23 protein-coding genes and 1 pseudogene are annotated in these 24,813 nt (G+C 66.6%); 8 read left to right on the forward strand and 16 right to left on the reverse strand.

The window, feature by feature from the left end:
* Both ACK5IR_RS10845 and plsY read left to right on the forward strand, forming a co-directional pair.
* Positions 1–560, forward strand: a 560-nt coding sequence (locus ACK5IR_RS10845; protein ID WP_416928761.1) for an amidohydrolase family protein, incomplete at its 5' end; no start/stop codon positions are given.
* 70 nt (positions 561–630) lie between these two features.
* Entirely contained in the window at positions 631–1,239 is a 609-nt protein-coding gene (gene plsY, locus ACK5IR_RS10850) for a glycerol-3-phosphate 1-O-acyltransferase PlsY (protein ID WP_416928763.1), read from the forward strand.
* 341 nt (positions 1,240–1,580) lie between these two features.
* On the opposite strand, the gene ACK5IR_RS10855 is transcribed toward plsY, so the two are convergent.
* From ACK5IR_RS10855 to ACK5IR_RS10865, 3 genes are all read right to left on the reverse strand, one after another.
* Positions 1,581–2,951: a glutamate--cysteine ligase gene (locus ACK5IR_RS10855; protein ID WP_416928765.1), complete on the reverse strand. Its 1,371-nt coding sequence runs from the start codon at positions 2,949–2,951 to the stop codon at positions 1,581–1,583.
* A gap of 80 nt (positions 2,952–3,031) precedes the next feature.
* A complete protein-coding gene (locus ACK5IR_RS10860; RefSeq protein WP_416928767.1) occupies positions 3,032–3,568 on the reverse strand; it encodes a hypothetical protein in 537 nt (178 codons plus the stop codon).
* Positions 3,569–3,608: 40 nt separating this feature from the next.
* Positions 3,609–4,322 carry a 16S rRNA (uracil(1498)-N(3))-methyltransferase gene (locus ACK5IR_RS10865; protein ID WP_416928769.1) on the reverse strand — a complete coding sequence of 238 codons (714 nt, stop codon included), beginning with the start codon at positions 4,320–4,322 and terminating at the stop codon, positions 3,609–3,611.
* A gap of 31 nt (positions 4,323–4,353) precedes the next feature.
* On the opposite strand from ACK5IR_RS10865, the gene ubiA reads away from it, so the two are divergent.
* From ubiA to ACK5IR_RS10880, 3 genes are all read left to right on the forward strand, one after another.
* The gene (gene ubiA / locus ACK5IR_RS10870) at positions 4,354–5,328 is read left to right on the forward strand and encodes a 4-hydroxybenzoate octaprenyltransferase (RefSeq protein WP_416928771.1); all 975 of its coding nucleotides are present in this window, start codon (positions 4,354–4,356) and stop codon (positions 5,326–5,328) included.
* 109 nt (positions 5,329–5,437) lie between these two features.
* A complete protein-coding gene (locus ACK5IR_RS10875; protein ID WP_416928773.1) occupies positions 5,438–7,492 on the forward strand; it encodes an OmpA family protein in 2,055 nt (684 codons plus the stop codon).
* The gene (locus tag ACK5IR_RS10880; RefSeq protein ID WP_416928775.1) at positions 7,489–7,818 is read left to right on the forward strand and encodes a hypothetical protein; all 330 of its coding nucleotides are present in this window, start codon (positions 7,489–7,491) and stop codon (positions 7,816–7,818) included. The genes ACK5IR_RS10875 and ACK5IR_RS10880 overlap by 4 nt, the downstream gene beginning before the upstream one ends.
* Positions 7,819–7,821: 3 nt before the next feature.
* On the opposite strand, the gene ACK5IR_RS10885 is transcribed toward ACK5IR_RS10880, so the two are convergent.
* The 9 genes and pseudogenes from ACK5IR_RS10885 to ACK5IR_RS10925 form a co-directional block, all read right to left on the reverse strand.
* The gene (locus ACK5IR_RS10885; protein WP_416928777.1) at positions 7,822–8,262 is read right to left on the reverse strand and encodes a molybdenum cofactor biosynthesis protein MoaE; all 441 of its coding nucleotides are present in this window, start codon (positions 8,260–8,262) and stop codon (positions 7,822–7,824) included.
* 16 nt (positions 8,263–8,278) lie between these two features.
* Entirely contained in the window at positions 8,279–8,527 is a 249-nt protein-coding gene (gene moaD / locus ACK5IR_RS10890; RefSeq protein ID WP_416928779.1) for a molybdopterin converting factor subunit 1, read from the reverse strand.
* A 4-nt stretch (positions 8,528–8,531) separates the two neighbouring features.
* Positions 8,532–9,191, reverse strand: a complete 660-nt coding sequence (gene pgsA, locus ACK5IR_RS10895; RefSeq protein WP_416928781.1) for a CDP-diacylglycerol--glycerol-3-phosphate 3-phosphatidyltransferase — start codon at positions 9,189–9,191, stop codon at positions 8,532–8,534.
* A 155-nt stretch (positions 9,192–9,346) separates the two neighbouring features.
* Positions 9,347–11,245 (reverse strand): excinuclease ABC subunit UvrC, encoded by a 1,899-nt coding sequence (gene uvrC / locus ACK5IR_RS10900; RefSeq protein WP_416928783.1) that lies wholly within the window; start codon positions 11,243–11,245, stop codon positions 9,347–9,349.
* Positions 11,246–11,552: 307 nt separating this feature from the next.
* Positions 11,553–12,338, reverse strand: coding sequence for an SDR family oxidoreductase (locus tag ACK5IR_RS10905; protein ID WP_416928785.1), 786 nt, complete (start codon positions 12,336–12,338; stop codon positions 11,553–11,555).
* 15 nt (positions 12,339–12,353) lie between these two features.
* Entirely contained in the window at positions 12,354–13,343 is a 990-nt protein-coding gene (locus ACK5IR_RS10910; RefSeq protein ID WP_416928787.1) for a calcium/sodium antiporter, read from the reverse strand.
* Positions 13,344–13,554: 211 nt separating this feature from the next.
* Positions 13,555–14,349, reverse strand: a complete 795-nt coding sequence (locus tag ACK5IR_RS10915) for a S49 family peptidase (RefSeq protein ID WP_416928789.1) — start codon at positions 14,347–14,349, stop codon at positions 13,555–13,557.
* Positions 14,350–14,441: 92 nt separating this feature from the next.
* Positions 14,442–15,710 (reverse strand): annotated as a pseudogene (locus tag ACK5IR_RS10920) (glycerate kinase type-2 family protein).
* Positions 15,711–15,868: 158 nt separating this feature from the next.
* Entirely contained in the window at positions 15,869–16,942 is a 1,074-nt protein-coding gene (locus tag ACK5IR_RS10925; RefSeq protein WP_416928791.1) for an AI-2E family transporter, read from the reverse strand.
* 169 nt (positions 16,943–17,111) lie between these two features.
* Between ACK5IR_RS10925 and ACK5IR_RS10930 the strand changes: the two genes are divergently transcribed.
* The 3 genes from ACK5IR_RS10930 to ACK5IR_RS10940 all read left to right on the forward strand — a co-directional run bounded on the left by ACK5IR_RS10930 (position 17,112) and on the right by ACK5IR_RS10940 (position 20,543).
* Complete coding sequence (locus tag ACK5IR_RS10930; RefSeq protein WP_416928793.1) at positions 17,112–19,619, forward strand: heavy metal translocating P-type ATPase; 2,508 nt, start codon at positions 17,112–17,114, stop codon at positions 19,617–19,619.
* A complete protein-coding gene (gene cueR, locus ACK5IR_RS10935) occupies positions 19,616–20,035 on the forward strand; it encodes a Cu(I)-responsive transcriptional regulator (RefSeq protein WP_416928795.1) in 420 nt (139 codons plus the stop codon). Before ACK5IR_RS10930 ends, cueR begins: the two co-directional genes overlap by 4 nt.
* A 97-nt stretch (positions 20,036–20,132) precedes the next feature.
* Positions 20,133–20,543 carry a phage holin family protein gene (locus ACK5IR_RS10940; RefSeq protein WP_416928797.1) on the forward strand — a complete coding sequence of 137 codons (411 nt, stop codon included), beginning with the start codon at positions 20,133–20,135 and terminating at the stop codon, positions 20,541–20,543.
* A gap of 31 nt (positions 20,544–20,574) precedes the next feature.
* On the opposite strand, the gene ACK5IR_RS10945 is transcribed toward ACK5IR_RS10940, so the two are convergent.
* The 4 genes from ACK5IR_RS10945 to ACK5IR_RS10960 all read right to left on the reverse strand — a co-directional run bounded on the left by ACK5IR_RS10945 (position 20,575) and on the right by ACK5IR_RS10960 (position 24,713).
* Positions 20,575–21,129: a hypothetical protein gene (locus ACK5IR_RS10945; protein WP_416928799.1), complete on the reverse strand. Its 555-nt coding sequence runs from the start codon at positions 21,127–21,129 to the stop codon at positions 20,575–20,577.
* A 100-nt stretch (positions 21,130–21,229) separates the two neighbouring features.
* Positions 21,230–22,054, reverse strand: coding sequence for a tryptophan 2,3-dioxygenase (locus ACK5IR_RS10950; protein ID WP_416928801.1), 825 nt, complete (start codon positions 22,052–22,054; stop codon positions 21,230–21,232).
* 75 nt (positions 22,055–22,129) lie between these two features.
* Positions 22,130–23,278, reverse strand: a complete 1,149-nt coding sequence (locus ACK5IR_RS10955; protein ID WP_416928803.1) for an ROK family transcriptional regulator — start codon at positions 23,276–23,278, stop codon at positions 22,130–22,132.
* 331 nt (positions 23,279–23,609) lie between these two features.
* Positions 23,610–24,713 (reverse strand): hypothetical protein, encoded by a 1,104-nt coding sequence (locus tag ACK5IR_RS10960; protein WP_416928805.1) that lies wholly within the window; start codon positions 24,711–24,713, stop codon positions 23,610–23,612.
* Between the last annotated feature and the right edge of the window lie 100 nt (positions 24,714–24,813).

A 24,813-nucleotide genomic window follows, 5' to 3' on the forward strand; every position in this document is an offset into this window, starting at 1 on the left:
CGGCGCTGGAACGGGCCAAGCGGAACGGGTTCGACATTACCGCCGGCACGTCGATCCACCACCTGACGCTGAACGCGCTCGATATCGGCGACTATCGCACCTTCTTCAAGGTCAAGCCGCCGCTGCGATCGGAAACCGACCGCATGGCGGTGATCGAGGCGGTGGCATCGGGCCTGATCGACACGATCTCGTCGATGCACACCCCGCAGGACGAGGAAAGCAAGCGTCTGCCCTTCGAGGAGGCCGCCTCGGGTGCGGTGGGGCTTGAGACGCTGCTGCCGGCGGCGATGCGGCTTTACCATGGCGGCTTGCTGTCCCTGCCGCAGCTTTTCCGCGCCATGTCGCTCAACCCGGCGCGGCGGCTCGGCCTGCCGGGCGGGCGGCTGGCGGCCGGTGCCCCGGCCGATCTGGTCCTGTTCGATCCCGACGCGCCTTTCGTGCTCGACCGTTTCAGACTGCATTCGAAATCGAAAAACACGCCCTTCGACGGCGCCAGGATGGAGGGCAGGGTGCGGGCCACCTGGGTTGGCGGCAAGCAGGTGTTCGGCGAGCCGCTCTGATCGCGTCCGCTTGTGGACATTGGCGCCGCCGCCGGGAATAGTCGCTTCCGATACCAGCAACGGGGGTCTCATGCCGACAATCACCAGCGATCCGATGCTGCTGGCGCTGACTGCGGCGCTGGCCTATCTGCTCGGCTCGATCCCCTTCGGTATACTCTGGGCACGGGCGTTCGGGCTGGGCGATCTGCGCGCCATCGGGTCGGGCAATATCGGCGCCACCAACGTTCTGCGCACCGGCAACAGGTTCGCCGCGTTTCTAACGCTGGTCTGCGACGCGGCCAAGGGCGGGGTTGCGGTGCTGATCGCCCGCGCCACGGTCGGCGAGGACGCGGCGCAGATCGCGGCACTTGCGTCGTTTCTCGGCCACCTCTATCCGGTCTGGCTGGGGTTTCGCGGCGGCAAGGGTGTGGCGACCTTTCTGGGCGTGCTTCTGGCGCTCGACTGGCGCGTCGGGCTTGCCTGCTGCGCCACCTGGTTCGCCGTCGCGCTGACGACGCGCTATTCGTCGCTCTCGGCGCTGGTGGCGGCCGCTTCCTCGACGCTCTGGATGCTGGTCTTCGGAGATATCCGCATGACAATCCTGTCGCTGTTGCTGACGGCGCTGGTGTTTCTCCGCCATCGGGAGAACATCCGGCGGCTGTTGCGCGGCGAGGAACCGCGGATCGGCGGCGGCAGGTAGCCCGGCTGAATTGTAAGGCCCACCGTCACAGGGGTGGGCCGCCGGAAATAGCCGGCTCAGCGGACGATGCTGCCGCTCGGACGGAAGCGCAAGCCGCGCCAGCGCATGGCCGTGGACAGGCGCTCCTGACGGTAGGACGAAGCGCTTTATGCCAGCCACATCCGCCCGCAATATGAACGTTGTACGGTCGTCACCAAAGCGCCTGGCCGCGGGAACGGCCATGCGCTGGCGCGGCGGCCTTCGGCCTTGTTCCGCGCCCGGGTGTCTTGCTCTGCCAGAACAGGAAGGGCTCAGTGCGGTCCTTCGCAGGCGAACACGGGCCGTTCCTCGAGGCGGTGATATCAGTAGCTGAACTCGGCGAAAATCCGGTCGATATCGCCGTCCCATTCGCCGTTGTAGCGATCCAGCAGGTCGTCGGCGGGCACAGAGCCGGTATCGACGCTTTCCTGAAGGGCGTTCAGGAAATGCGTCTCGTCGGGGATCATGCCCCTGGCGCCGGGGATGGCCCGTGCCCTGAGCCCGGCCTCGGCAATGGCCACCGCCTCGCGCGCCAGATCGTGCAGCCGGAAGCCCCCCGCCTCGCCCTGAAGCCCCTGAACCGAGGCCGCCACGCGCAGCCCGTCGCGGGTCTCCGCGTCGAGCTGCCGCGCCAGATCCCAGGCCGCATCGAGCGAATCCTGATCGTAGGTCAGCCCGACCCAGAAGGCCGGCAGCGCGCAGAGCCGGCGCCACGGCCCACCATCGGCGCCACGCATCTCCATGAATTTCTTGATCCGCGCCTCGGGGAAGATCGTCGTCAGGTGATCGGCCCAGTCGCTGAGCGTCGGCACCTCGCCGGGCAGCGCCGGCAGTTCGCCCTTGAGGAAGTCGCGGAAGGATTGCCCCAGCGCATTGATGTACCGGCCGTCGCGATAGACGAAGTACATCGGCACATCGAGCGCGTAATCCACCCAGCGCTCGAAGCCGAAGCCATCCTCGAAGACAAAGGGCAGGAGCCCGGTGCGCGCCGGATCGAGATCGCGCCAGATGCGGCTGCGCCACGACTTGTGGCCGTTGGGCCGGCGTTCCAGAAACGGCGAATTGGCGAACAGCGCGGTCGCCACCGGTTGCTGGGCCAGCGCCACACGCAGCTTCTGCACCATGTCTGCCTCGGAGCCGAAATCGAGGTTCACCTGCACGGTGCAGGTGCGGTACATCATCTGCTTGCCGAGCGTGCCGACCCGGTCCATGTAATCGGTCATCAGCCGATAGCGCCCCTTGGGCATCATCGGCATCTGCTCCTGCGTCCATGTGGGCGCCGCGCCCAGACCGATGAACCCGGCGCCGATGTCGTCGGCCACAGATTTCACCTCGCGAAGGTGCTCGTTCACCTCGTCGCAGGTCTCGTGGATCGAACGCAGCGGCGCGCCGGAAAGCTCGAGTTGCCCGCCCGGTTCGAGCGAGACATTGGCGCCGTTCAGCTCCAGCCCGATGATATTGTCCTGCTCGAGGATCGGTGCCCATCCGAAGCGGTCGCGCAGGCCTTCGAGCATCGCCCTGACCGAGCGTGACCCGTCATAGGGCAGCGGCAGCAATGTATCCCTGCAATAGCCGAACTTCTCGTGCTCGGTGCCGATCCGCCAGTCTTCCCTGGGTTTGCAACCGCTTTCAAGATATTCGACAAGCTGCTCGTACCGTTCGATCGGTCCGCCGCCGGATTGTGGAATGGACATGGCAGGGGTCTCCGGAGTTTCGCGCCGTCCGGGCTTGGTGCTATCCGGAGCCGGACGTGTCAAGGGGCTGTGGCGGCACATCAGCCCCGCAGCGCGCACACCGTCCCTTCCCGGCCCGCCGGATGGCGCCAGATCAGCCGCGCCCGGTCCGCCGGTCCGTCCAGCGCCGAGAGCAGCCGGCGGGCATCCATGCCCGGCAGGGCGGCGAACTGGTCGTAAAGCCCGTCTGCCCCGGCCGAGGCGAGCGGAACCAGCAGCGTCTGGCCGTCGGATTGCATCAGCCGCCAGCAGCGCCGGCCGCCGGCCACGTCGATGACCTCGATCTCGGCCAGTTCGGCAAGGCTGAGCGACCCGCCCATCACCGGCCCGAGATAGGTGACGCGCCCCTCGTCGACATGCACCACACCGGGGGCCGTGACATCCAGCCGGAAGCGCTGCCTGCGCCAGGCGATGACGGCCAGTGCCAGCGACGCCGCAACCACCGCCCCGCCGAGCGCCGCCATCAGCGGGCCGCCGCGCGATGCGAGCCACGCACCGAATGCCGCCGCCGCCAGCGCCGCCAGCACCTCGCGCCAGCGCCTCAGCAGGCGGACGACCTCGGGCCTGAGAAAGCTCATGCCACCGCCCCGGCCCGTTGTGCGCCCCGCCGCCACATCGCTACCAGTCGCCCAGACGGCTCTGCCACAGGGTCAGCGCCGCCACGGCCGCCGTATCGGCCCGGAGGATGCGCGGCCCGAGGCTGACCGGTACCGCCTGCACCATAGCGACGAGCCGGGCACGTTCGGCCGGCGAAAACCCGCCCTCTGGCCCGATCAGGATCGCCCACGGGCCGGGCCGGTGGGCGAGCGGGCGTGCCTGACCGGCCAGTGCCTCGTCGCAGAACATCAGGTTGCGGTCTGCCGGCCAGCCATCGAGTACGGTATCCAGCCGCGCCAGATCGTCGATATCGGGTACGAACGTGCCGCCGCATTGCTCAGCGGCCTCGATGGCATGGGCGCGGAGCCTGTCGCGCCGGATGCGTTCGGCATTGGTGAATTCGGTCTGTACAGGGCGGATACGGGCCGCCCCCAACTCGGTCGCCTTCTCGACGATGAAATCGGTCCGCGCCTTCCTGATCGGCGCGAACATCAGCCACAGGTCGGGCGGCATCCTCAGCGGGCGGGTCTGCGCGGCGCAGATCAATGTGCCGCCCCGCCTGCCGGCCTCGGCCACCTTGGCACGGAATTCGCCCGACCGGCCGTCGAACAGCAGCAGGGAATCGCCGGGTCCGAGCCGCATGACGCCGAACAGGTAATGCGCCTGCTCGCGCGTCAGCGAAACGCTTTGCCCTTCCCCAAGCGGATGTTCTACAAACAAGCGGACCTGAGCCATCGACCCCACCTTTACCTTCCGGGCGGAGAGTATGACCGAAAACCGACAGACACCAGAGAGCAGCCCTTCGCCCGCAGGCACGGTTGCCGATGCCGTCGCCGGCAACTGGGTCGACCGGATCGCCCCCGAGAGGTTCCGCCCCTATCTCAGATTGTCGCGGGCCGACCGGCCGATCGGGTTCTGGACGCTGATCATCCCGAGCTGGTGGGGGCTGTTCGCCGCCGCCGGCGCAACCGGCTGGCGCGCACAGGACTGGTGGATCCTGGTCGCGGTGGTGCTGGGATCGTTCCTGATGCGCGGGGCGGGCTGTACCTGGAACGATCTGACCGACCGCGAGTTCGACGGCCGTGTCGAGCGTACCCGCTCGCGCCCGCTGCCATCGGGCCAGATATCGGTGAGGAACGCCTATCGCTGGCTGGCGCTGCAACTGGCGCTCGCCTTCCTCATCCTGCTCACCTTCAACGCCACCGCGATCTGGGTCGCTGTCGCGTCGCTTGCGCTTGTGGCGCTCTACCCCTTCGGCAAGCGCTTCACCTGGTGGCCGCAGTTCATCCTCGGTCTCAACCTGAGCTGGGGCGTACTCGTCGCCTGGGCGGCCCATGCCGGCGCGCTTTCGTTTGCGCCGCTGTTCCTGTTTCTCGGCGGCGTTTCGTGGACCATCTACTACGACACGATCTATGCCCATCAGGATATCGAGGACGATACGCTGATCGGGCTGAAATCCACCGCGCGCCTGTTCGGCAGGGACACGCCTTCGTGGCTCAACCTCTTCACCATGATCTCGGTGCTGATGTGGAGTACCGGCGTCATCTTCGCCCTGTCGGGTCGCGGGGCGCTGCCGCTGGGCATTGCGCTTGCCGGGGTGCTGGCGATGGGCTGGCACATGAATTTCCTCACACGCACAGTTGATTTGAGCGATCCCAAATCCTGCCTCTACACATTCCGCGAACTCAGGACCACGGGGATGATCCTTGTGGTTGCGCTGGTCCTCGCCCTGCTCGTCTGAGCGATCCGTCGCCGTTGGGCCGGGTTCAGGGAGGCGGGCCGCGCGGGCGGCGATTGATCCCCGCGCCGTCGCAGCCTATGACATCGGTGGAACAAGGATGATTGGGAACATGCGCCTGGGCCCGAAGATACTCGCCGCACTTTCGCTGTTGCTCGCGGCGCTGGGGTGCTGGCTGGCCGCTACCGTTTCGGCCAACGTGATCGAAAACCGCTCGACGGCGGCGGTCAGCGCGGCGCTTGCCAGCGCCGGCCACAACTGGACCGATGTCGCCTCGGACGGACTTCAGGTTCATGTCGCCGGCATTGCCCCGAGCGAGGCCAGCCGCTTCAACGCCATACATGTCGCCGGAACGATCGTCGACGCGACGCGGGTTGTCGACGAAATTTCGGTCGAGCCGAGCAAGCCGCTCGCCGCGCCGGACTTCTCGCTCGAAATTCTGCGCAACGACGAGGGTGTGACGATGATCGGGCTGGTGCCCGACTCGCTCGATCGCGAGGCGATGAAAAGCGAAATCGCCGCCCTCGCCCAGGGTGCCGAGGTTATCGACCTGCTGGAGACGACGAATTATCCGGCCGGGCAGGACTGGGACGACGCATTCCATTTCGGGCTGAACGCGCTGGCGAGGTTCAAGCGCGCCAAGATCTCGATCGCGCCGGGCAGGGTCGGCATCGACGCGATCAGCGATTCGGAGAAGGAAAAGCGCGCCCTGGAGGCGCAGCTTACCCGCCGGGTGCCCAAGGGGCTGGAACTGAGTTATGACATTTCGGCACCGCGCCCGGTCATTACCCCGTTCACGCTGCGCTTCCTGATCGACACCGAAGGCGCCCGTTTCGATGCCTGCTCGGTTTCGGGCACGAAGGATCGCGACCGGGTGCTCGAAGCCGCCCGCGCGGCAGGGCTTTCGGGCGATGCCGATTGTACCATCGGGCTCGGCGTGCCCAGCCCCGAATGGGCCAATGCGGTCGTCCAGTCCATCGGCGTGCTTGCCGATCTTGGCGGCGGGTCGGTGACCTTCTCGGACGCCGACATCACGCTGGTTGCGCAGGATACAACGCCCCGGGCGCGCTTCGATCAGGCGGTGGGAGAACTGGAATCGAATCTTCCCGATGTCTTCACGCTGCATTCGGTTCTGCCCGAGCCGGTGGCCGCCGAAGGTGGCGGCGAAGACGAGGGGCCGGCGGAATTTATCGCCACGCGCAGCCCGGAGGGGCAGGTCGAATTGCGCGGGCGGTTGCGCAACGAGATGGTGCGCGAAACCGTCAACAGCTTCGCCAGGGCGCGTTTCGGCGTCGGGTCGGTGCACATGGCGGCCCGTACCGACAACGAACTTCCCGCCGAGTGGACCATCCGGGTGCTGACCGCGTTGCAGGCTCTGGGCGAGCTTGCGAACGGATCGGCGGTGGTGCGGTCCGATTTCATCGAAATCAGCGGTGTGACGGGAAACCCGGACGGACAGGCCGAAGTTACCCGTATTCTTGCCGAGAAACTGGGGGAATCGCAGAATTTCAGGATTTCCGTCACCTATGATCAGAAGCTCGATCCGGTTGCGGCCCTGCCCAAACCCGAGGAATGCATCGGCCAGATCGACGCGATCCTTGCGCAGAGCAAGATCGCCTTCGAGCCCGGCTCGGCCGATCTGAGCGGCGAGGGCGTTCGCGTCGTCAACGAGATCGCCGACATCCTGAAAGCCTGCCGCGATGTCGACATGCAGATCGAGATCGCCGGCCATACCGACAGCCAGGGGCGCGAGGAGATGAACCTGCGCCTGTCACAGGAGCGCGCGGACGCCGTGCAGCAGGCGCTGATGGCCCGCCGCGTGCTGGTGTCGAAGATCGAGGCGCAAGGCTATGGCGAGGCCGAGCCCATCGCCGACAACGGCACCGAGGAGGGGCGCGAGGCCAACCGGCGGATCGAGTTCCGGTTGCTGGGCGATACCCCCGAAGCGACGGTGGAAGGCGAAGCCGGGGCCGGCGAGGGTGTCGAACCGGCAACCACCGGCGATGCGGATGCGGCGGTTTCCGAAACGGCGCTTGACGCCACCTCCGGCGCGGCCGATTCAGCCGCGAGCGGCGGGGCGTCCGAGTCGACGGATGACGCGCAGGCCCCCGCGGCCGAAGCCATGCCCGGCGAGGGCGAGGAGCCGCCCATGGAGGAGCCCGAGTGAACCGGACCGAATTCATCCTTGTGACCGCGGCGATCCTGTTCGTCGCCTTCCTGCTCGGCTGGTTCGCGTCCTGGGTGGTCCACCGGGTCACCCGCGTCACCAAGACCGACATGGACGAGCTTGACCGCATGGCGCAGGCGCTGCACGAGGCCGAGGAAACCCGCGATCAGGCGATCACCTATCTGCAGCAGCGCGAGGCGGAACTGACCAATCAGCTTGCCCAGAGCGAGGCCGAATATCAGGCGGCGATGGACGGGCTCGGTGCGGCGCGCGAGCAGATCGAGGAACTCCGCAATTATATCGAGCGCAAGCGCAGCGCCGGTTGAGCGCTACCAGCGCGACAGCGCGTCCTCGTCTTCACTCCTCGCCGCGACCCATGTTGCCCCGTCGGGGCCGAATTCCTTTTTCCAGAACGGCGCCCGGGATTTCAGGTAATCCATCAGGTATTCCGCCGCTGCGAAGGCATCGCCACGGTGGCGCGCGGCGGTGGCGACCATCATTATGTGCTCGCCGGGTTCAAGCGGGCCGTGGCGGTGGATCACCAGCAGGCCGGCCAGCCGCCAGCGTGCCAGCGCGCTGGCTGCGAAAGCCTCGATCGCCGGGCGGGTCATTGCCGGGTAATGCTCGATCTCCATCCGGGTCAGGCGCCCGCCATCGTCGCGGACGATGCCGGTAAAGCTGACCACCGCGCCGGCCCCCCGTATCCGCGCGCTGAAGGTATCGATCTCGGCGCCGGGCAGGAATGGTTCGCGCTGGATGCGGATCTCCATCCGGCCCTCCGTTCCCTCAGCCGCCGGTCATCGGCGGGAAGAACGCGACCTCGCGCACGCCGTCGAGCGGTGCGGCGAAATCGGCAAGCTCCTGATCCACCGCGACGCGAAGCGCCGACAGGTCGGCGAAGGCGACCGCGTAGCGCTCCTCGCGGGCGCGCAGTTCCTCGACCAGATCGGCAACGGTCGCGGCGGTCGTGTCGAGCCGTTCCTTCGGCAGGCCGATCCGCTCCCGGACCCATGCGAAATAGACGACATCGACCATCCGTTCAGTCCTTGAGATAGGGCAGGGCCTTGTTGAAATAGTCCCAGCCGGTGATCGCGGTCAGCACCGCGGCAAGCCACAGGCAGGCGACACCGCCGAACCACGTCAGGATCATGGCGCGGTTCATTATCGTCAGCCCGCTGTCGTCGCGCACGAGGCCGGCAAGAACATCGCGCGCCACGTCCTTCCTCATTCCCGACACCAGAAGATCGACATTCTGCTCGAACACCCCGTGCAGCAGCAGGATCGCGATGGCGACCATCTGGATCGTCGTCTTCCACTTGGCCAGCTTCGTCACCTTCAGCGTTCCGGCGGTATCGCCGAGGTATTCGCGCAGGCCCGAGACGAACACCTCGCGGAACAGGATCACGGTAGCGGGAATGACGATCATCCCGCTCATCCCGTTCAGCCCCATCACCGCCGCCAGCGCGATGATCACCATCGCCTTGTCGGCGATCGGATCCAGCATGGTGCCGAGCTTGGTCTGCTGGTTCCACGATCGCGCCAGATGCCCGTCCACCCAGTCGGTCAGCGAGCCGCCGATGAACAGCACCACCGCCGTCCAGTCGGCCCACGGGCGCGGCAGGACGACAAAGACCAGCAGCACCGCCGGTGCCGCGAGCAGGCGCAGGACAGTCAGGATATTGGGCAGCGTCCAGTTCATGCTCCTGATCTAGCGCTCCCGGGCCGCGCTGGAAAGGGTGGATGCAGCCGCACCGTTCGCTGCGGCTGCAATCCGCGCGCCGCCGTTCCTGCCGGCGCGGCGGTCTTCGACCTGTTCCGCGCCCGGGTACCCCGGTGACGGCGGAGAAACCCGGCCTACCCCCGGTCGTGGAAGAAATCGTAGATGGTCTCGGCCAGACCGGCGCTGATACCGTCCACCGCCTTCAGATCGGCAAGATTGGCGCGGCTTACCGCCTTGGCCGAGCCGAAATGGGCCAGCAGCGCCCGTTTGCGCGTGCCGCCGATGCCCGGAATGTCGTCGAGCGGCGTCACCCCCACCGCCTTGCTGCGCTTGGCCCGGTGGGCGCCGATGGCGAAGCGGTGTGCCTCGTCGCGCAGGCGCTGGACGAAATAGAGCACCGGATCGTTGCGGCGCAGCGCGAAGGGCGGTTTGCCGGGGCGATGGAATTCCTCCTTGCCGGCATCGCGATCCACCCCCTTGGCGACGCCGATGTAGGGCAGATCGACCACGCCGAGTTCGGCCAGGATCCCGCCCACGGCGGCCACCTGCCCGGCGCCGCCGTCGATCAGCAGCAGGTCGGGCCACAAATCCGAGTCGCGATCCGGATCCTCTTTCAACAGGCGCCTGAACCGGCGGGTCAGGACCTCGCGCATCATGCCGAAATCGTCGCCCGGGGTCAGCGTATCGCCGCGTATGTTGAACTTGCGGTACTGGCTCTTCATGTAGCCGTCCGGCCCGGCAACGATCATCGCACCGACCGCATGGGCGCCCTGAATGTGCGAGTTGTCGAAAACCTCGATCCGGGCAGGCGGCGACGGCAGGTCGAACGCCCCGGCCAGCCCGGCCAGCAGCCTGCTCTGCGCCGCGGATTCCGACATCCGGCGGCCCAGCGATTCGCGCGCGTTGCGCAATGCGCCTGCCACCAGTTCGGCCTTTTCGCCCCGTTGTGGCACCACAATCCCGACCTTGCGCCCGGCCTTGTCCGACAGCACCTCGGCCATCAGGTCGCGGTCCTCCAGATCGTGCGACAGGATCAGTTGCCGGGGCGGCTCCTTTCCGTCGTAGAACTGGGCGACGAACGCCTGCAGGATTTCCTCGGGCGCCTCGGTGCCGCCGGTGCGCGGGTAGTAATCGTGATTGCCCCAGTTCTGGTGGGCGCGGATGAAGAAGACCTGAATGCAGGCCTGTCCGCCCTCGGCATGAAGCGCGATCACATCGGCCTCGGCCACGCCCTGCGGGTTGATGCCCTGCGCCGACTGCACCTGGGTCAGCGCGCGGATACGGTCGCGCAGGGCGGCGGCGCGCTCGAATTCCATCGCATCCGAGGCTGCCTGCATCTCGGCGGCAAGCTCGGCCTGCATATTGGTCGATTTTCCCTGAAGGAAACGCTCGGCATCCCGCACCAGCGCGCCGTATTGCTCAGGCGAGACATGGCCGACACAGGGCGCGCTGCATCGCCTGATCTGATAGAGCAGGCAGGGCCGGGTGCGGCTTTCGAACGTCGCGTCGGTGCAGTTGCGCAACAGGAAGACCTTCTGCAACTGGTTCAGCGTCCGGTTGACCGCCCCGGCGCTGGCGAAGGGGCCGTAGTATTCGCCCTTTTCCTTTCTGGCGCCGCGATGCTTCCTGATCTGCGGATAGGCGTGATCCTTGGCGACGAGGATGTTGGGAAACGACTTATCGTCGCGCAGCAGCACGTTGTAGCGCGGCTTGAGCTGCTTGATCAGGTTCTGTTCCAGCAGCAGCGCCTCGGCCTCGGTGCGGGTGGTCAGAAACATCATCGAGGCGGTTTCGCGGATCATCCGGGCGATCCGCGGTGAATGGCCGGTGGGCCGGGCATAGCTGGAGACGCGCGCTCGCAGGTTCCGCGCCTTGCCGACATAGAGCACGCGTGCCTGCCCGTCGAGCATGCGGTAGACCCCGGGAGAGGAGTCGAGCGTTTTCAGGTAATCCTGAATGCGCCGATGGCCGGTGAGAGGAGGCGCATCCTGCCCCGCCGCATCCTGCCCGGTGTCCGGTTGATTGCCCGCCACTGGATTAACCTTCTGGCAACTTTCGATTCTCCTGTCCGACTGCAACGTCCCGGCGTCCGGCGCAACAGCGAACATGTCCACTATTTATGTGGATAACTCATGGGACAACCCTGCGGGCCCCGATAAATTGCTCTTATTTCTTGGGCGATTGATTGATTTGCTGAAAATTTGAGCACATTTTCAACATGTTGTTTTCAAAGAAAACTTTTCCTGATCGCGCCAAATGACTGATATTCTTGACAGTTTTCTAACGCTTTTGTGACCCTGTTGCGAGTGGTGCATAACTGTCCCGCGAATGGCGCCTCAGCTATTCGCGGAGCAGGATATCGGGGGTCTTCCAGGCCAGATGCTGCCCGCCGTCGACGCAGAGCAACTGGCCGGTTACCGCCGGCGCGTCGATCAGATATCCCAGTGCGGCGGCGATGTCCCCGGGGTTTGCGCCCCGCTGCAACAGGCAGGCGGCACGCTGGCGGGTGAAATGCTCTTCGCTCTGGCGTTCGGCGATCATCGTCGGCCCCGGGCCGATGGCGTTGACGCGGATGCGCGGCGCCAGCGCCTGCGCCGCGGTTCGGGTAAAGGCCCACAGCGCCATCTTGGCGATGGTATAGCTCATGAAGGCCGGGGTCGGTTTCAACACCCGCTGGTCGATCATGTTGACCACAAGCGCCTGCGCCAGTGCCTCGTGACGGTGATCGTGGATGATCGGCGGAGCCTGGTCCGCGAAACGCTGGGTCAGGACGACCGGCGCGCGCAGGTTCGATTCCAGGTGCCTGTCCCAGCTCTGCCGCGTCGCGGTTGCGATATCGTCCGGCTCGAAGATCGAGGCGTTGTTGACCAGCAGGTTGAGAGGTCCGCCGAGCGCGCCGGCCGCCGCCGCGACAAGCCCCTGCATCTCGGCCTCGGCGGTCAGATCGGCACCGATCGCCACGGCATTCCGGCCCATGCGGCGAATTTCGTCCACCACCTCGCCCGCACCGTCCGGTGAACCATGAAAATGCACTGCAACGTCATGGCCGTGCTGGCCGAGGTAAAGCGCCATCGTGCGCCCCAGCCTGCGACCGGCACCGGTAATCAGCGCACGTTTCTCGGTCATCTCCACACCCCGCTGTCAGAAAACGATCGCACACAGATAGACTACGTATGCTGCCGTGAAGAAAAAGCCCCATGTCCGCCCCATGTCCCAGCGCAGGAAGACAAAGGGAAACAGCGCGAGCGAGGACGCGAGCATGACCCAGAGGTCGAACCGCAGCATCTGCGGATCGACCGGGATCGGCCCGACGAAAGTGCTGATACCGATGATCGCCAGCATGTTGAACAGATTCGAGCCGATCACGTTGCCAAGCGCCACGTCGGTTTCGCCGCGCAGCGCCGCCATGACGGTTGTCGCCAGTTCCGGCAGCGAGGTTCCCACCGCGACCAGCGTCAGCCCGATCACCGTTTCGGGAACGTCGAGCGCGTGGGCGATCCGCACGGCGGAATCGACCAGAATATCCGCCCCGAGCGGCAGACCGATCAGCCCAAGGCCGAGATAGGCGAGGATTTTCCACATCGGCAGCGACGGATCCCCCCCCTCGACCTCGCTTTCGCCGTCCGCCGCCGGCTTGGCGCAACGGGCAGCTTCGGCGGCGGCGCGGGCAACCTCGCGCCGGTGCCTGCGGGCCGAGCGCAGCGCGTCGCCCAGCAGAAGACCGAGCATGAACAGCAGCACCGCCCCGTCCGTCCGGTCGAAAACGCCCGATTGCGCCATCCAGATGAAGACCAGACTGGCGAAAATCATGTAGGCATAGGTGATCCGGGTGTCAGAGCCCGAGGTGTGCAGCCCGGTCATCAGCGCCGGGATCCCCAGCACCAGAAGCACGTTGGCGATGTTCGAGCCGACGACATTTCCCAGCGCCAGCCCGGCGGCACCCCGCTGGATCGCCTGGACCGACACCAGAAGTTCGGGCGCCGAGGTGCCGAAGGCGACGATGGTAAGCGACACCAGCAGCGCCGGAATGCCGACCCGGAGCGCCAGATTGACCGCCCCCTTGACCAGTGCGTCGCCGGCCAGCAACAGGATGATCAGCCCCAGCCCGGCAAGGGCGATATCCGTCAACATGCACTTGTCCCTTGTTTATCTGTCTTTTCTGCACGGGCACGGACCGCTGCCGACGATGTAGCTGCCGCAATATCTGCATTTTCCGGGTTTTCCCGGCCGGTCTCCGTCCCGGGCGATACGGCCCGCGCCGCCGCCCGGCCAGCGCAGCCGGCCGAATATCGCCAGCACCGCGATGCCGATCAGAAAGAAGGTGACGATTTTAACCAGCACGTCAGAGCCCGTAGCGCGCCATCAGGGCGCGCTCCTCCATTGCGCCGGTCACTTCCGAGACGACCGAGAAGCCCAGCCGGCGCAGCAGGCTGCGGCGCGGTCCGTGCACGGCGAACCTGACCTTGTCGCCATAGCGTTCCTTCATCACCGGCACCAGATGGCCGACCGCGTCGGCAAGGCCGACCTCGACCGCACTGCTGCCAACCCAGACATCGCCGGTGAACAGATCTCCGGTCGCCGCCAGCCGGTCCCCCCGCCGTGATTTCACCTGGTCGATGAAACCGGCATGAATCTGCTCCTGCAATGTCGCCAGTCGCGCGACATCCTCTTCCTTTTCGGGCTGGAAGGGATCGAGGAAGCTCTTGGAACGGCCGGCGGTGTGTACCCGCCGCTCGACCCCGTGGCGGGCGATGAAATCCTGCAGGCCGAACGAGGCCGAAATTACCCCGATCGACCCGACGATGGAGTTCCGGTCGACGATGATGTCGCGCGCGGCACAGGCCAGCCAGTAGCCGCCCGATGCCGCCAGATCCTCGACAAAGGCGGTGACGGGTATGTCCTTTTCCGCCGCCAGCCGTTCGATGCGTGCCGCGATGAGCGAGCTTTGCTCCGGCGAGCCGCCGGGAGAATTGATGACCAGCGCCACCGCCCTGGGCCTGCCCCGGCTGAAGGCCCGCTCGATGATCGCGGCGGTGCCGGCATCGCTGAGACCGCGCCCGCCCGATGCGATCAGACCGCTCAGCCGGACGACCGACACCAGCGGATGACGGTTCAGGAAGGGAATGTAGCGTCTCATGCGCCCACACTTATGCCGGCGCGCGGTGCCCGACAAGTGAGCGGAGGGCGATCTGCCGCATCGAAACGCCGCCGCTGACGCCCCGCCGGCGGTCAGCGCGACGGACAGACCAGAATCGCGCGGAAATCGTTCACGTTCGTCAGGGTGGGGCCGGTCACCACCTGACCGCCGGCGGCGGCAAAGAACCCGTGCGCGTCGTTGTCGCGCAGGGCCTGCGCCGCGTCGGCTCCGGCTGCGCGGCCATCGGCCAGCGTTCCCGGGGTCACGATGGCTCCGGCGACCTCGGCCGCGCCATCCACGCCATCGGTATCGCAGGCCAGCGCGCTGATGTTCGGCGCCCCGTCGAGCGCCAGCGCCAGCGCCAGGCAGAACTCGGCATTCGGGCCGCCCACGCCATTGCCCCGGCGGGTGACCGTCAGTTCACCGCCCGACAGCAGCAGGGTCGGCACCGAAACCTCCGCCGCGGCGGCCAGCGCTATCCGCGCCTGATCGGCCGCGACCTCGCGCGCCTCGCCTTCCATGTCGCTGCCCAGCATTCGCACCGCGCAGCCAGCCTGACGCGCCTGGTCCGCAGCGGCGGCGAGCGATTGCGACGGCGCGATGATGACGCGGTTCTCGACCGCCGACAGCCGCGAATCGCCGGGCGGAACAACCCCGCTGCCTGCTGCCAGCGCCGCGCGCACAGACGGCGGAACGTCGATCCCCCAGTGCTCCAGTACGTGCCGGGCATCCGTCGGGCCGCTGGCATCGCCGACGGTGGGGCCCGAGCCGATGAATGCCGGGTCGTCCCCCGGTACATCCGAGATCATGAGCGAGAGCATCCGCGCCGGATATGCGGCGGCGGCCAGTTGGCCGCCCTTCACGCGGCTCAGATGCTTGCGCACGACGTTCATGCGGTCGATCGGGGCGCCCGATGCCAGAAGCGCCGCGTTGACCGCCTGTTTTTCGGCCAGGGTGATTTCCCCCGCCGGCTGCACCAGCAGCGCCGATGCACCGCCCGAGATCAGCGCGAGAACGAAATCCTCCGGTCCCAGCCCGCCCAGCAGGTCGAGCATGCGCGCCGTTGCGGCAAGCCCGGCCGCATCCGGCACCGGATGGGCGGCCTCGACGATCTCGATCCCGCGACAGGGGCGGGCCTAGCCGTAGCGGGTGATCACCAGCCCTTCGCACCGCCCCCAGACCGATTCCACAGCCTCGGCCATCCGGGCCGAAGCCTTGCCCGCGCCAACGACGACCACCCGGCCGGCCGGCCTGTCGGGCAGGTTGCCGGGAACGGCCGACATCGGATCGGCCACCGCGACCGCACGGTCGAACAACTGGCGGAGAAATGTCTCGGGCTCGTCGCAGGGTTTTGATATCATCGTGACTTTCCTGATTGCTTGGACCGCTCTTCCGCCGGAAGCCCGGTGCGCTGCCCCGTTCTAGCACTCCCGCGTCATACTGCCATCCCCTGAGGGTGCCGGCGCCGCGCGCGGGCTGATCGGTTTGCGGGCGTCGATGCCGTATCCTGCGCCATCTGTCATGCCGGCGGCGCCGCCTTCGCCCCGGCCTCGTCCCCGACCCTGTCCGAGAGCAGGATGGCGATGAACCGCGTCTCGGGGAACCCCTCGCAGACGATGACGATCACCGAGGTCATCGGAACCGCGAGAATGGCGCCGGGAATACCCCAGAGCGCCCCCCAGACCGAGAGCGCGATCAGCACGACGAATGGCGAGAGGTTGAGCTGCTTCCCGATGACACGCGGCTCGATAATATTGCCCATGAAGAACTGGGCGAAGGTGAGCAGCGCCATCAGCGCCAGCGTTTCGGGCAGCGAACCGAACTGCGCCAGAGACAGGATCACCGGAAAGGCCACGCCGAGCACCGAACCGACATAGGGAATGTAGTTCAGCACACCGATCTGCAACGCCCAGTAGGGTGCGAAATCGACATCCATCGCCCACATCACCACATAGGAGACCAGCGCCAGCACGACGTTTATCATCGTCTTGACCGTCAGGTAGTCGCCGATGTGTTCGTTTATGTCGTTGAGTATCTTCAGCAGCCGGTGATCCCGGTCACCGGGAAAGGCCGCCTGCAGCTTGCCTTCGAATCCCGCGCGCTCGCTGAACAGGAAGCCTGCGTAGAGCGCGATGGCGAAAACGGTGCCTCCGAAACTGGTGATCGATGCCAGCAGCAGGCCCAGCAGCTTTTCCACGTCGATCCTGTCGACGGTGGCGGCGCTGATTTCGTCCCAGGTTGGCGAATCCTCGAATCCCAGACCAAGCGAAACACTCGCGACGAGGCGTTCCAGATTGGCCTGATATGTCGGCGCGGCCGTTTCCATCTGCAGAACCGTCACGCGAAAGATCAGCACCATGCAGAGAAGCGCCAGCGTGAACCCGAACAGCACCAGGATGCGCAACAGCCATGTCGGAAAACGCCTGAGCAGCGGCTGGCGGGCAAGAACGGCGGCACCGGTGTTGAGTATGTAGACGCAGATCACGGCGGCGAAGATCGGCAGCAGGATGCCCTGCCCGATATAAAGCAGCCAGCCCAGGATAAGGACCAGCGCGATCGCGAAGACGGTGTTGATCAAGCCTGCGTTGGGCATCGTGCTCCTGACTCCGGTTCGGATGACTTGCGCATTTGCCGTACGGAGAGAGTAGGAGAGGAAGATGCCGCCAAACAAGCGCTCATGGGTCGCATGTGGCCAAAACCCCCTTGACCTTCCAGTTGCTGGAACCCTTATGTCACAAACCGGATCAGCCGCAGGAGAGAACATGACCAGTATCACCATGCCGATCACCGGACTGAATTGCGCTGGCTGTGCCCGGCGGGCCGAAAAGGCCCTTGGCGGCGTCGATGGCGTCGATGAGGCGAGCGTGAATTTCGCCACGCGCACCGCGCATGTGGATTTCCACAGCCCGGCCAGTATCGGCGGGCTTGTTGCTGCGCTCGCCGAGGCCGGCTATCCGGCGCGCGAGCGTGAATACCGTTTCCGGGTCGACGGGCTGACCTGTGCGGGCTGCGTGCGCCGCTCGGAACAATCGCTGGCCTCGGTCGACGGGGTGACCTCGGCCTCGGTCAATCTGGCAACGCATCAGGCCGTGGTCCGGGCGATTCCCGGAATGGTCTCGATTCCGGCGCTCGAAGCGGCCGCCGCCACGGCAGGTTATCCCATTGCACCGCTCGCGGAAGCCGCGATGGTCGAGCCCGACCATCAGGCGGCGGAAATCGCCGCCCTGCGCCGCAAGACGATTCTTGCCGCCGCGCTGACCCTGCCGGTCTTCGTGCTGGAGATGGGCGGGCATGCCTTTCCCGCCTTTGCGCAATGGCTCGATTCGACGATCGGGCATACCCCGGTCCGGCTGCTCGAACTGGTCCTGACGACGCTGATCCTTGCCGGGCCGGGCCGGGTGTTTTTTGCCAGGGGCTGGCCGGCACTGCGGCGCGGCGCGCCCGACATGAACACGCTCGTTGCGCTCGGTGCCGGTGCGGCATGGGCCTATTCGGCCGTCGCCACCCTGGCGCCCGGATTGCTGCCCGCCGGCACCGCGCATGTCTATTTCGAGGCGGCGGCGATGATCGTGACCCTGATCCTGCTCGGTCGCTGGCTCGAAGCGCGCGCGCGTGGCCGTGCCGGCGCGGCCATCGAGGCGCTGATCGGCCTCAGGCCCGAAACCGCGCTGGTCGAGATCGACGGTCATGCCGTTGAGCGGTCGGTCGAGGCGCTGGTACCTGGCGATATCGTCCGCGTGCGGCCGGGCGAGCGGATTCCGGTTGATGGCGCGGTTGTGAAGGGCACTTCCTTTGTCGACGAAAGCATGCTGACGGGCGAGCCGCAGCCGGTCGAGAAGGCGCCCGGCGCAATCGTCACCGGTGGCACGGTCAACGGCGCGGGCGCGCTCAGCTTCCGCGTCACCGAGGTGGGCGAAAATACCGTTCTGGCGCGGATCGTGCGCATGGTTTCGGACGCGCAGGGCGCCAAGCTGCCGATCCAGAGCCAGGTCGACAGAATCACCGCCTGGTTCGTGCCCGCAGTCATCGCGATTGCCGCGCTGACAACGCTGGTCTGGCTGGTCTTCGGACCGCAGCCGGCACTGGCGCGGGCGCTGGTCGCAGGGGTTTCGGTGCTGGTGATCGCCTGTCCCTGCGCCATGGGTCTGGCGACGCCGATGTCGATCATGGTCGGCACCGGCCGGGCGGCCGAACTCGGTATCCTGTTTCGCGGCGGCGACGCGCTGCAGGGGCTGCAATCGGTGGGTCTCGTCGCCTTCGACAAGACCGGCACGCTGACCGAGGGGCGGCCCGAGGTTGGGGAGATCGTGGCCACCGGCCCGATCACGGCCGACCGGGCGCTGGCGCTGGCCGCGGCGGTCGAGGCATTGTCCGAACATCCGCTGGCCCGTGCCATCGCCGGTGCTGCGGCAGGCCGTGGGCTGGACGTGCCCGCTGCCGAAGATTTCAGCGCAATCCCCGGCCGGGGTGCGCGGGCGCGCGTCGATGGCCATGACGTGGCGGTCGGGTCGGCGCGGATGATGGACGATCTCGCTGTGGTTCCCGATACGCTTGCCGATCGCGCCCGCGGTTTTGCCGAGGCCGCGCAGACACCGGTTTTCGTCGCCGTCGATGGCGCTGCGGTGCTGCTGCTGGCGATTGCCGATCCGATCAAACCCGATGCCCGGCAGGCCATCGACGCGCTGCATGCGGCGGGTCTGAAGGTTGCCATGATCTCGGGCGACACCGAGGCTACCGCGCGCGCGGTGGCTGACAGGCTGGGGATCGAGGATGTGGTTGCCGAGGTTCTGCCCGACGGCAAGCGCGCGGCGGTGATCGGCCTGCGCCAGCGCCACGGCCCGGTCGGGTTTGTCGGCGACGGGATCAACGATGCGCCGGCGCTGGCCGAGGCCGATGTCGGCATCGCCATAGGCACCGGCACCGATGTCGCCATCGAATCGGCCGACGTGGTTCTGATGTCGGGCAATCCCTCGGGCATCGCCACGGCCATCGAGTTGAGCCGCGCCACCATGCGCAACATCCGCCAGAACCTGTTCTGGGCCTTCGGCTACAACGTGGTGCTGATCCCGGTGGCGGCGGGCGTCTTCTATCCGGCGACCGGGCTGATGCTGTCGCCGGCGCTGGCGGCGGGGGCGATGGCGTTCTCGAGCGTCTTTGTCGTTACCAATGCGCTGCGGTTGCGGCGGTTCGGGGCGGCAGGCGGTACGCCGCCCCGGGGCGGCAAGCGCAGCCGGCACGCGCCCGCGCTTGAGGTGGCGCCGGCCCAATGACCGGCTGGCCCGAAACACTCGGTATCGGCGAGGCGGCCGCCCATTCGGGCCTGCCCGCCAAGACCATCCGCTATTACGAGGATATCGGACTGGTGACGCCGATGCGCAGCGCCAACGGCTATCGTTCCTTCGGCGAGAGCGACCTGCACAAGCTGACCTTCCTCGGCCGCGCGCGGGCGCTCGGCTTTTCGATTCGCGAATGCCGCGCGCTGCTGGCGCTCTACGAGGACAAATCCCGCGCCAGCGCCGAGGTGCGCAGGATCGCCCAGCATCACCTGGACAGCATCGACGCCAAGATCGCGGATCTTGCGGCGATGCGGAACACGTTGTCGCATCTGGTGTCCTGCTGTTCGGGCGACGACCGGCCCGACTGCCCGATCCTCGACAGTCTCGCCGACGATACCGGGACGGAGTGACCGGAACGCCGGCCGGTCACGGCCGGCGCGCCGATTTGCCTTGGATCGGGGCGCGAAGCGGATACTATCGGCACCGATCGCCAGATTGGAGAACCGGATGTCCCGAACGCTCGTTTCCGCCCTTGTCTACGTGCTCGCCAATGGTGTGGGGCTGCTTGTGGCGAGTCTGGTGTTGGGTGACAGTTTCACCTTTACCTTCAAGGGGTTCTTTGTTGCGACACTGCTGTTGTCGGTGGTCGAGGCCGTCGCCGGCCCGGCAATCACCAAGGCCGCCGAAGACAACGTACCGGCGCTGAAGGGCGGCATCGCCCTGATCATCACCTTCGTCGGCCTGCTGGTCACCAACTTCCTTGTCGGGGGAATGCACATCGCCGGCATTTCAACCTGGCTCATCGCGACGCTTCTGGTGTGGATCGGCGCGCTGATTGCCCAGATCGTCCTGCCGCGGATACCGGTGAAAAAAGCGGTTCAGAAGGCGCGCGGCAAACAGCCCGGCAAGGAGGGCTGAGCGCGGGGGCCCCGGGCCCCCGCCGGTCCTGTCAGGAAGCTTCCTCGACAAACACCGCAACCGCGCGGTCGATCACCGCAACCACCCGGTCGCCCGGCTGGCGCGCGGCGGCAAAGTCGCGCATTTCCGGCAGGACCGATACGGTCCGCGTTGTCTCGTCGTGAAGCCTGACCACGGCGGTGTCGGCCGCCGCGTCGTAGCTGACGAATTCGATCACCCCCGAAAGCTCGCTCACCGCACCGCCGCCCGGCTTTTCGCCGGGGCCGGCCCGGCCGGCGACCATGCCGCCCATGGCTTCGCCGGAATCGTTCGGATCGGCCAGGCCGACCGCGATGGATTCGTAATAGTCGAGGTTGATCCGGTCGCCCGGTTCGAGCTGTGCGAGGTTGCGAACCTCGGGGCTTGCCCGGAACACCACCGTCGTCCGGCCGTCGCGGACCTGGAAGGTGCGGTTTTCGAGGTTCACCGCCTCGACGACACCGCTCATCGACACCCGCTCCGAGCTTTCGGCGAAGCTGGCGTCTTTCTGCGCGCAGGCGGAGGCAAGCAGCAACACCGCCCCGGCCACCACAAGACTGAATTTCATCGCAATCCTCCGATTCGGTTTGCCTGCCTCGGGTACCGGGACGGATTGTGCCACGCTAGGGCATTCGGGGCGGGCGCGAAACCGGTTGCGGCCCGAGGCGTCAGAGCGCCGCGCGCAGCCGCCACAGTTCGGGGAAAAGCTCGACCTCCAGCATGGTGCGCAGGTAGCCGACCCCGCTGGTCCCGCCGGTGCCGCGCTTGTGCCCGATCACCCGTTCCACCGTTGTGACGTGGTTGAAGCGCCAGCAGCGGAACCGGTCCTCGACCGACACGAGACGCTCGGCCAGTTCGAAGAGATCGGGGTGCCCGGCCGCATTCTGGTAGACCTGCCGCCAGGCGTCCTCGACCGCCGGATCGGGCTTGTGCGGACCCCGGGGCGTGGTCCCGCCATCCGGAAGGGGCACCCCGAGCCGTTCCGCAAGCCGGTCGATGGCCAGATGGTAGAGCGACGGGCGGGCAAGTTCGGCCTCGAGCAGCGCGCGCTCGGCGGATCCGGGCGCATGCGCGTCGAGCATCGTCACCACCCGGTTGCCAAGTGCGTATTCCACCAGCCGGTACTGGCAGGACTGAACCCCCGATGCCGTGCCCAGACTGCCGCGAAAGGCGCGAAATTCCGTCGGATCGAGCGTACGCAGCACATCCCAGCCCGCCACAAGCTGACCGAAGACGACGATCACCCGGTCGAGCGCCTTGAGCGCCGGCCGGATCCGGTCTCCGGCCAGACAGGTGCGGGCGCGGTCGATCTCGGCAAGGATCAGCTTCAGCCACAATTCGCTGGTCTGGTGGACAATGATGAACAGCATCTCGTCGGGCTGCCCCGATACCGGCTGCTGGGCACCCAGAATCCGGTCGAGCCGCAGGTGCGACGCATAGGTCAACGCCCGGGGCTGCGCGGCGCCTGCGGGTCCGTGCTGTTCATCCGGCATGAGTCACCCACCCCTTGTATCGGCCCCGGCAGATCGGCCCCTTGTATCGGCCGGTCGGAAACCGCGATCGGGCGGTCACGGCGCCATCATCAGCGCGTTCAGATCGACAAGGTAGCGTTCCGAAAGCGGCAGGCTCGCCGCGCCGAGCGAGCGCGCATCCGGCCCGATGGTACCTTCGCGGATCTCGGGTGTCACGATGCCGTTCATCTCGATGTTGCGCAAGGCGCGCGTGGTTTCCACGGAGAAGCGGCGACGCACCTGTGCCGGCATCCATCCATCGATCAGCACCGCCTCGACATCGACAACCGATGATGCCGAGGCAATGGCATAGGCCATGCCGGCGCAGGCTTCGAAGATCCAGTTTTCGAGGATCTCGCCGCCGAAGGACCAGTTCGCGGGCGAATCCCACAGCTCCCGGGTTGGCATGCCCCGGGTTTTCAGCGCCTGTTCCAGCACCGAAAGCGATGCAACGTCGATCAGTTGCAAATGCGTGCCGCCCAGTCCCGGAATGGGCATCGACCCGAACGCCGCGGCATTGCCGGTGCGCCCGGTGTAAAGGCTGCCGTTCAGAACCATGCCGCCGCCGACAAAATAGCCGATGAAGAAATGCAGGAAATCCCGTGGCCTGTCGCCGGTGCCGAATACCAGTTCCGCCCCGCAGGCGGCCGAGGCGTCGTTGCGCATATAGACCGGAAATTCGAGCCGCTCGGCCAGTTCGGACTGGATGTCGCGGGTTCGCCACGCCGCCATTTCCTCGATCGAGGCATCTATCGAAATCGACCATTCCCAGAGCTGGAAGGGTATCGCGATACCCAGCCCGGCGATGCGCTCTGTCCGGTCAGGGGGCAATTTGGCGCGCAGTTCCCCGATTGCCGTCAGCGCGAAATCGACTACGCCGTCGGGTGTCGGATAGGGATTGGCAACATGCACCCGCCCCAGAACCTCGCCGATGAAATTGATCAGAACCATGTCGAGCGAACGCCGGCCAACCATCAGGCCGAAGAAATACGCGCCGTCCGGCGCAAGGTGCATGGGAACCGAAGGCTGGCCCACCCGGCCGCGGATCGGATCTCCGCGCTCCAGCAGGCCCTCTTCCTCGAGCTTGCGCATGATCACCGAAATGGTCTGCGCCGAAAGACCGGTCGCACGGGCGATCTCGGCCTTGGCCATCGGTCCTTCGTTGCGCAGCATCGACAGCACGAGCCGCTCGTTATGAGCGCGCATCCCGCTCTGGTTCGATCCGCGAACCGGACTGGCAGGCACTTTGGCCGCCGACGGGTTTTCTACTTGTGACAGCACGGTTTGTTACCCCTGAATCTGGCGCAAACATGTCGGGGCGACCGGGGGCTGTCAATACTAACTCAGGCAAAGTTATTTATTAGTAATTTACTTTTTGGAGCTCTTCTCAGGTTTTGCGCCGGCAGGGCGCTCGTCCATTCGCGCATGACATGGGGAGCATGTGCAAATCGGGGCATTCCCGTTCCGGCGTGCCAGCGCGCCGCAGGTCCGGGTCCTGTCGGCGGTATCTGAATTGCGGATCTCCGGAAGGTGCGAATCAGTCTGTCGGAAGCTCGCGGAATACCGGCAGGTGCAATCCCTGCGTCAGGTAGGGCACACCGCTGGTATAGCCGGTGCCGGCACCCTCACCCAGAAACCTGCGGGCAAGCGCATGGTGAGCCTGACGCCAGCGCTGCAACTGACCAGCGAAGATCCGCATCCCGCTCACGAAGGCGGCGCGGTCCTCGCCGGCAAGCCGCCCTTCCCGGCAGGCAAGCGCAAAGGCTCCGTCGAGTGTCGTCTGTCCGGATTCCGCTGCCCGCCGTACTTCGGGCACGGCGGCAAAGGCGACCGAACCCAGCCGGTCGGCGTCGGGGCGGCGGCAAAGCGCCTCGATCGTCTTGTAGCTTGCGGACTGGATGGCGCTTGCGCCTTCGGTGAAGCGGCGGAAGTTCCGGAATGCCTCGACATCCATGTCGCCCAATAGCGGAAACAGCCGCATCGTCTCACGCAGGAGCGTATTGGCCAGATCCAGCCGTTCGGTCGCGGCGCCGGCATCCTGCGCCAGCAGTTCCGCCGCCTCGCGCAGCAACACCGCAATCCAGGCAAAGCCCAGTTCGAAACCCTGCAGCACACGCAGGAAGAGGATTTCGTCGTGTATCGCATGGACCGGCAGCAGGCTGAGATCCAGCCGTAGCCGCCGTTGTGCACCGAGCCATTCGCCTGTCGCCGCCACGACGGTGCGGGCGGCAGCGTCATCGCCCGCCTCCGGCGCTAGGGTAATGCCGCGCCGCCCGATCGATGGACGGATCGCGCGCAGGGCCAGCCCCAGCCGCCGCTGCGGTTGCACCGCATCGGGGCGCATCCGGATCGTTGCGGTGCGGTCGTCGTCGAGCAGGTACAGTTCCGCCCGCATTATCCCGGCGATCAGACCGCACAGCAGGATATCGCGTTCCGCCTCGATCCCGGCGCGGGAAAGGCCGGGCCGGGCACTGGCGCGAATGCCGAGCATGCGCAGCGCGAGATAGGTGCCGTAATCGTAACGTCCCTCGTGCTTGTCGAGCGCCGTATCGAGGAAATCCGCCAGCAAGGCCCCGCCCGCCGCGATGCGCGCCGGATCCTTGCGCAGCGCCGCCAGACGGTCGATGACGGGTTGCGCCACGAAATGCTTGCCATGTACCCGATAGGCGGCCAGTGCTTCCCGATACGGGAAAGGTGCCGCCGGCCGCGCCTGCCAGCGGTCGAAAGCATCGGCAAAGCCG

Source organism: Tropicimonas sp. (genome assembly GCF_047971885.1).
Classification (GTDB): Bacteria; Pseudomonadota; Alphaproteobacteria; order Rhodobacterales; family Rhodobacteraceae; genus Tropicimonas.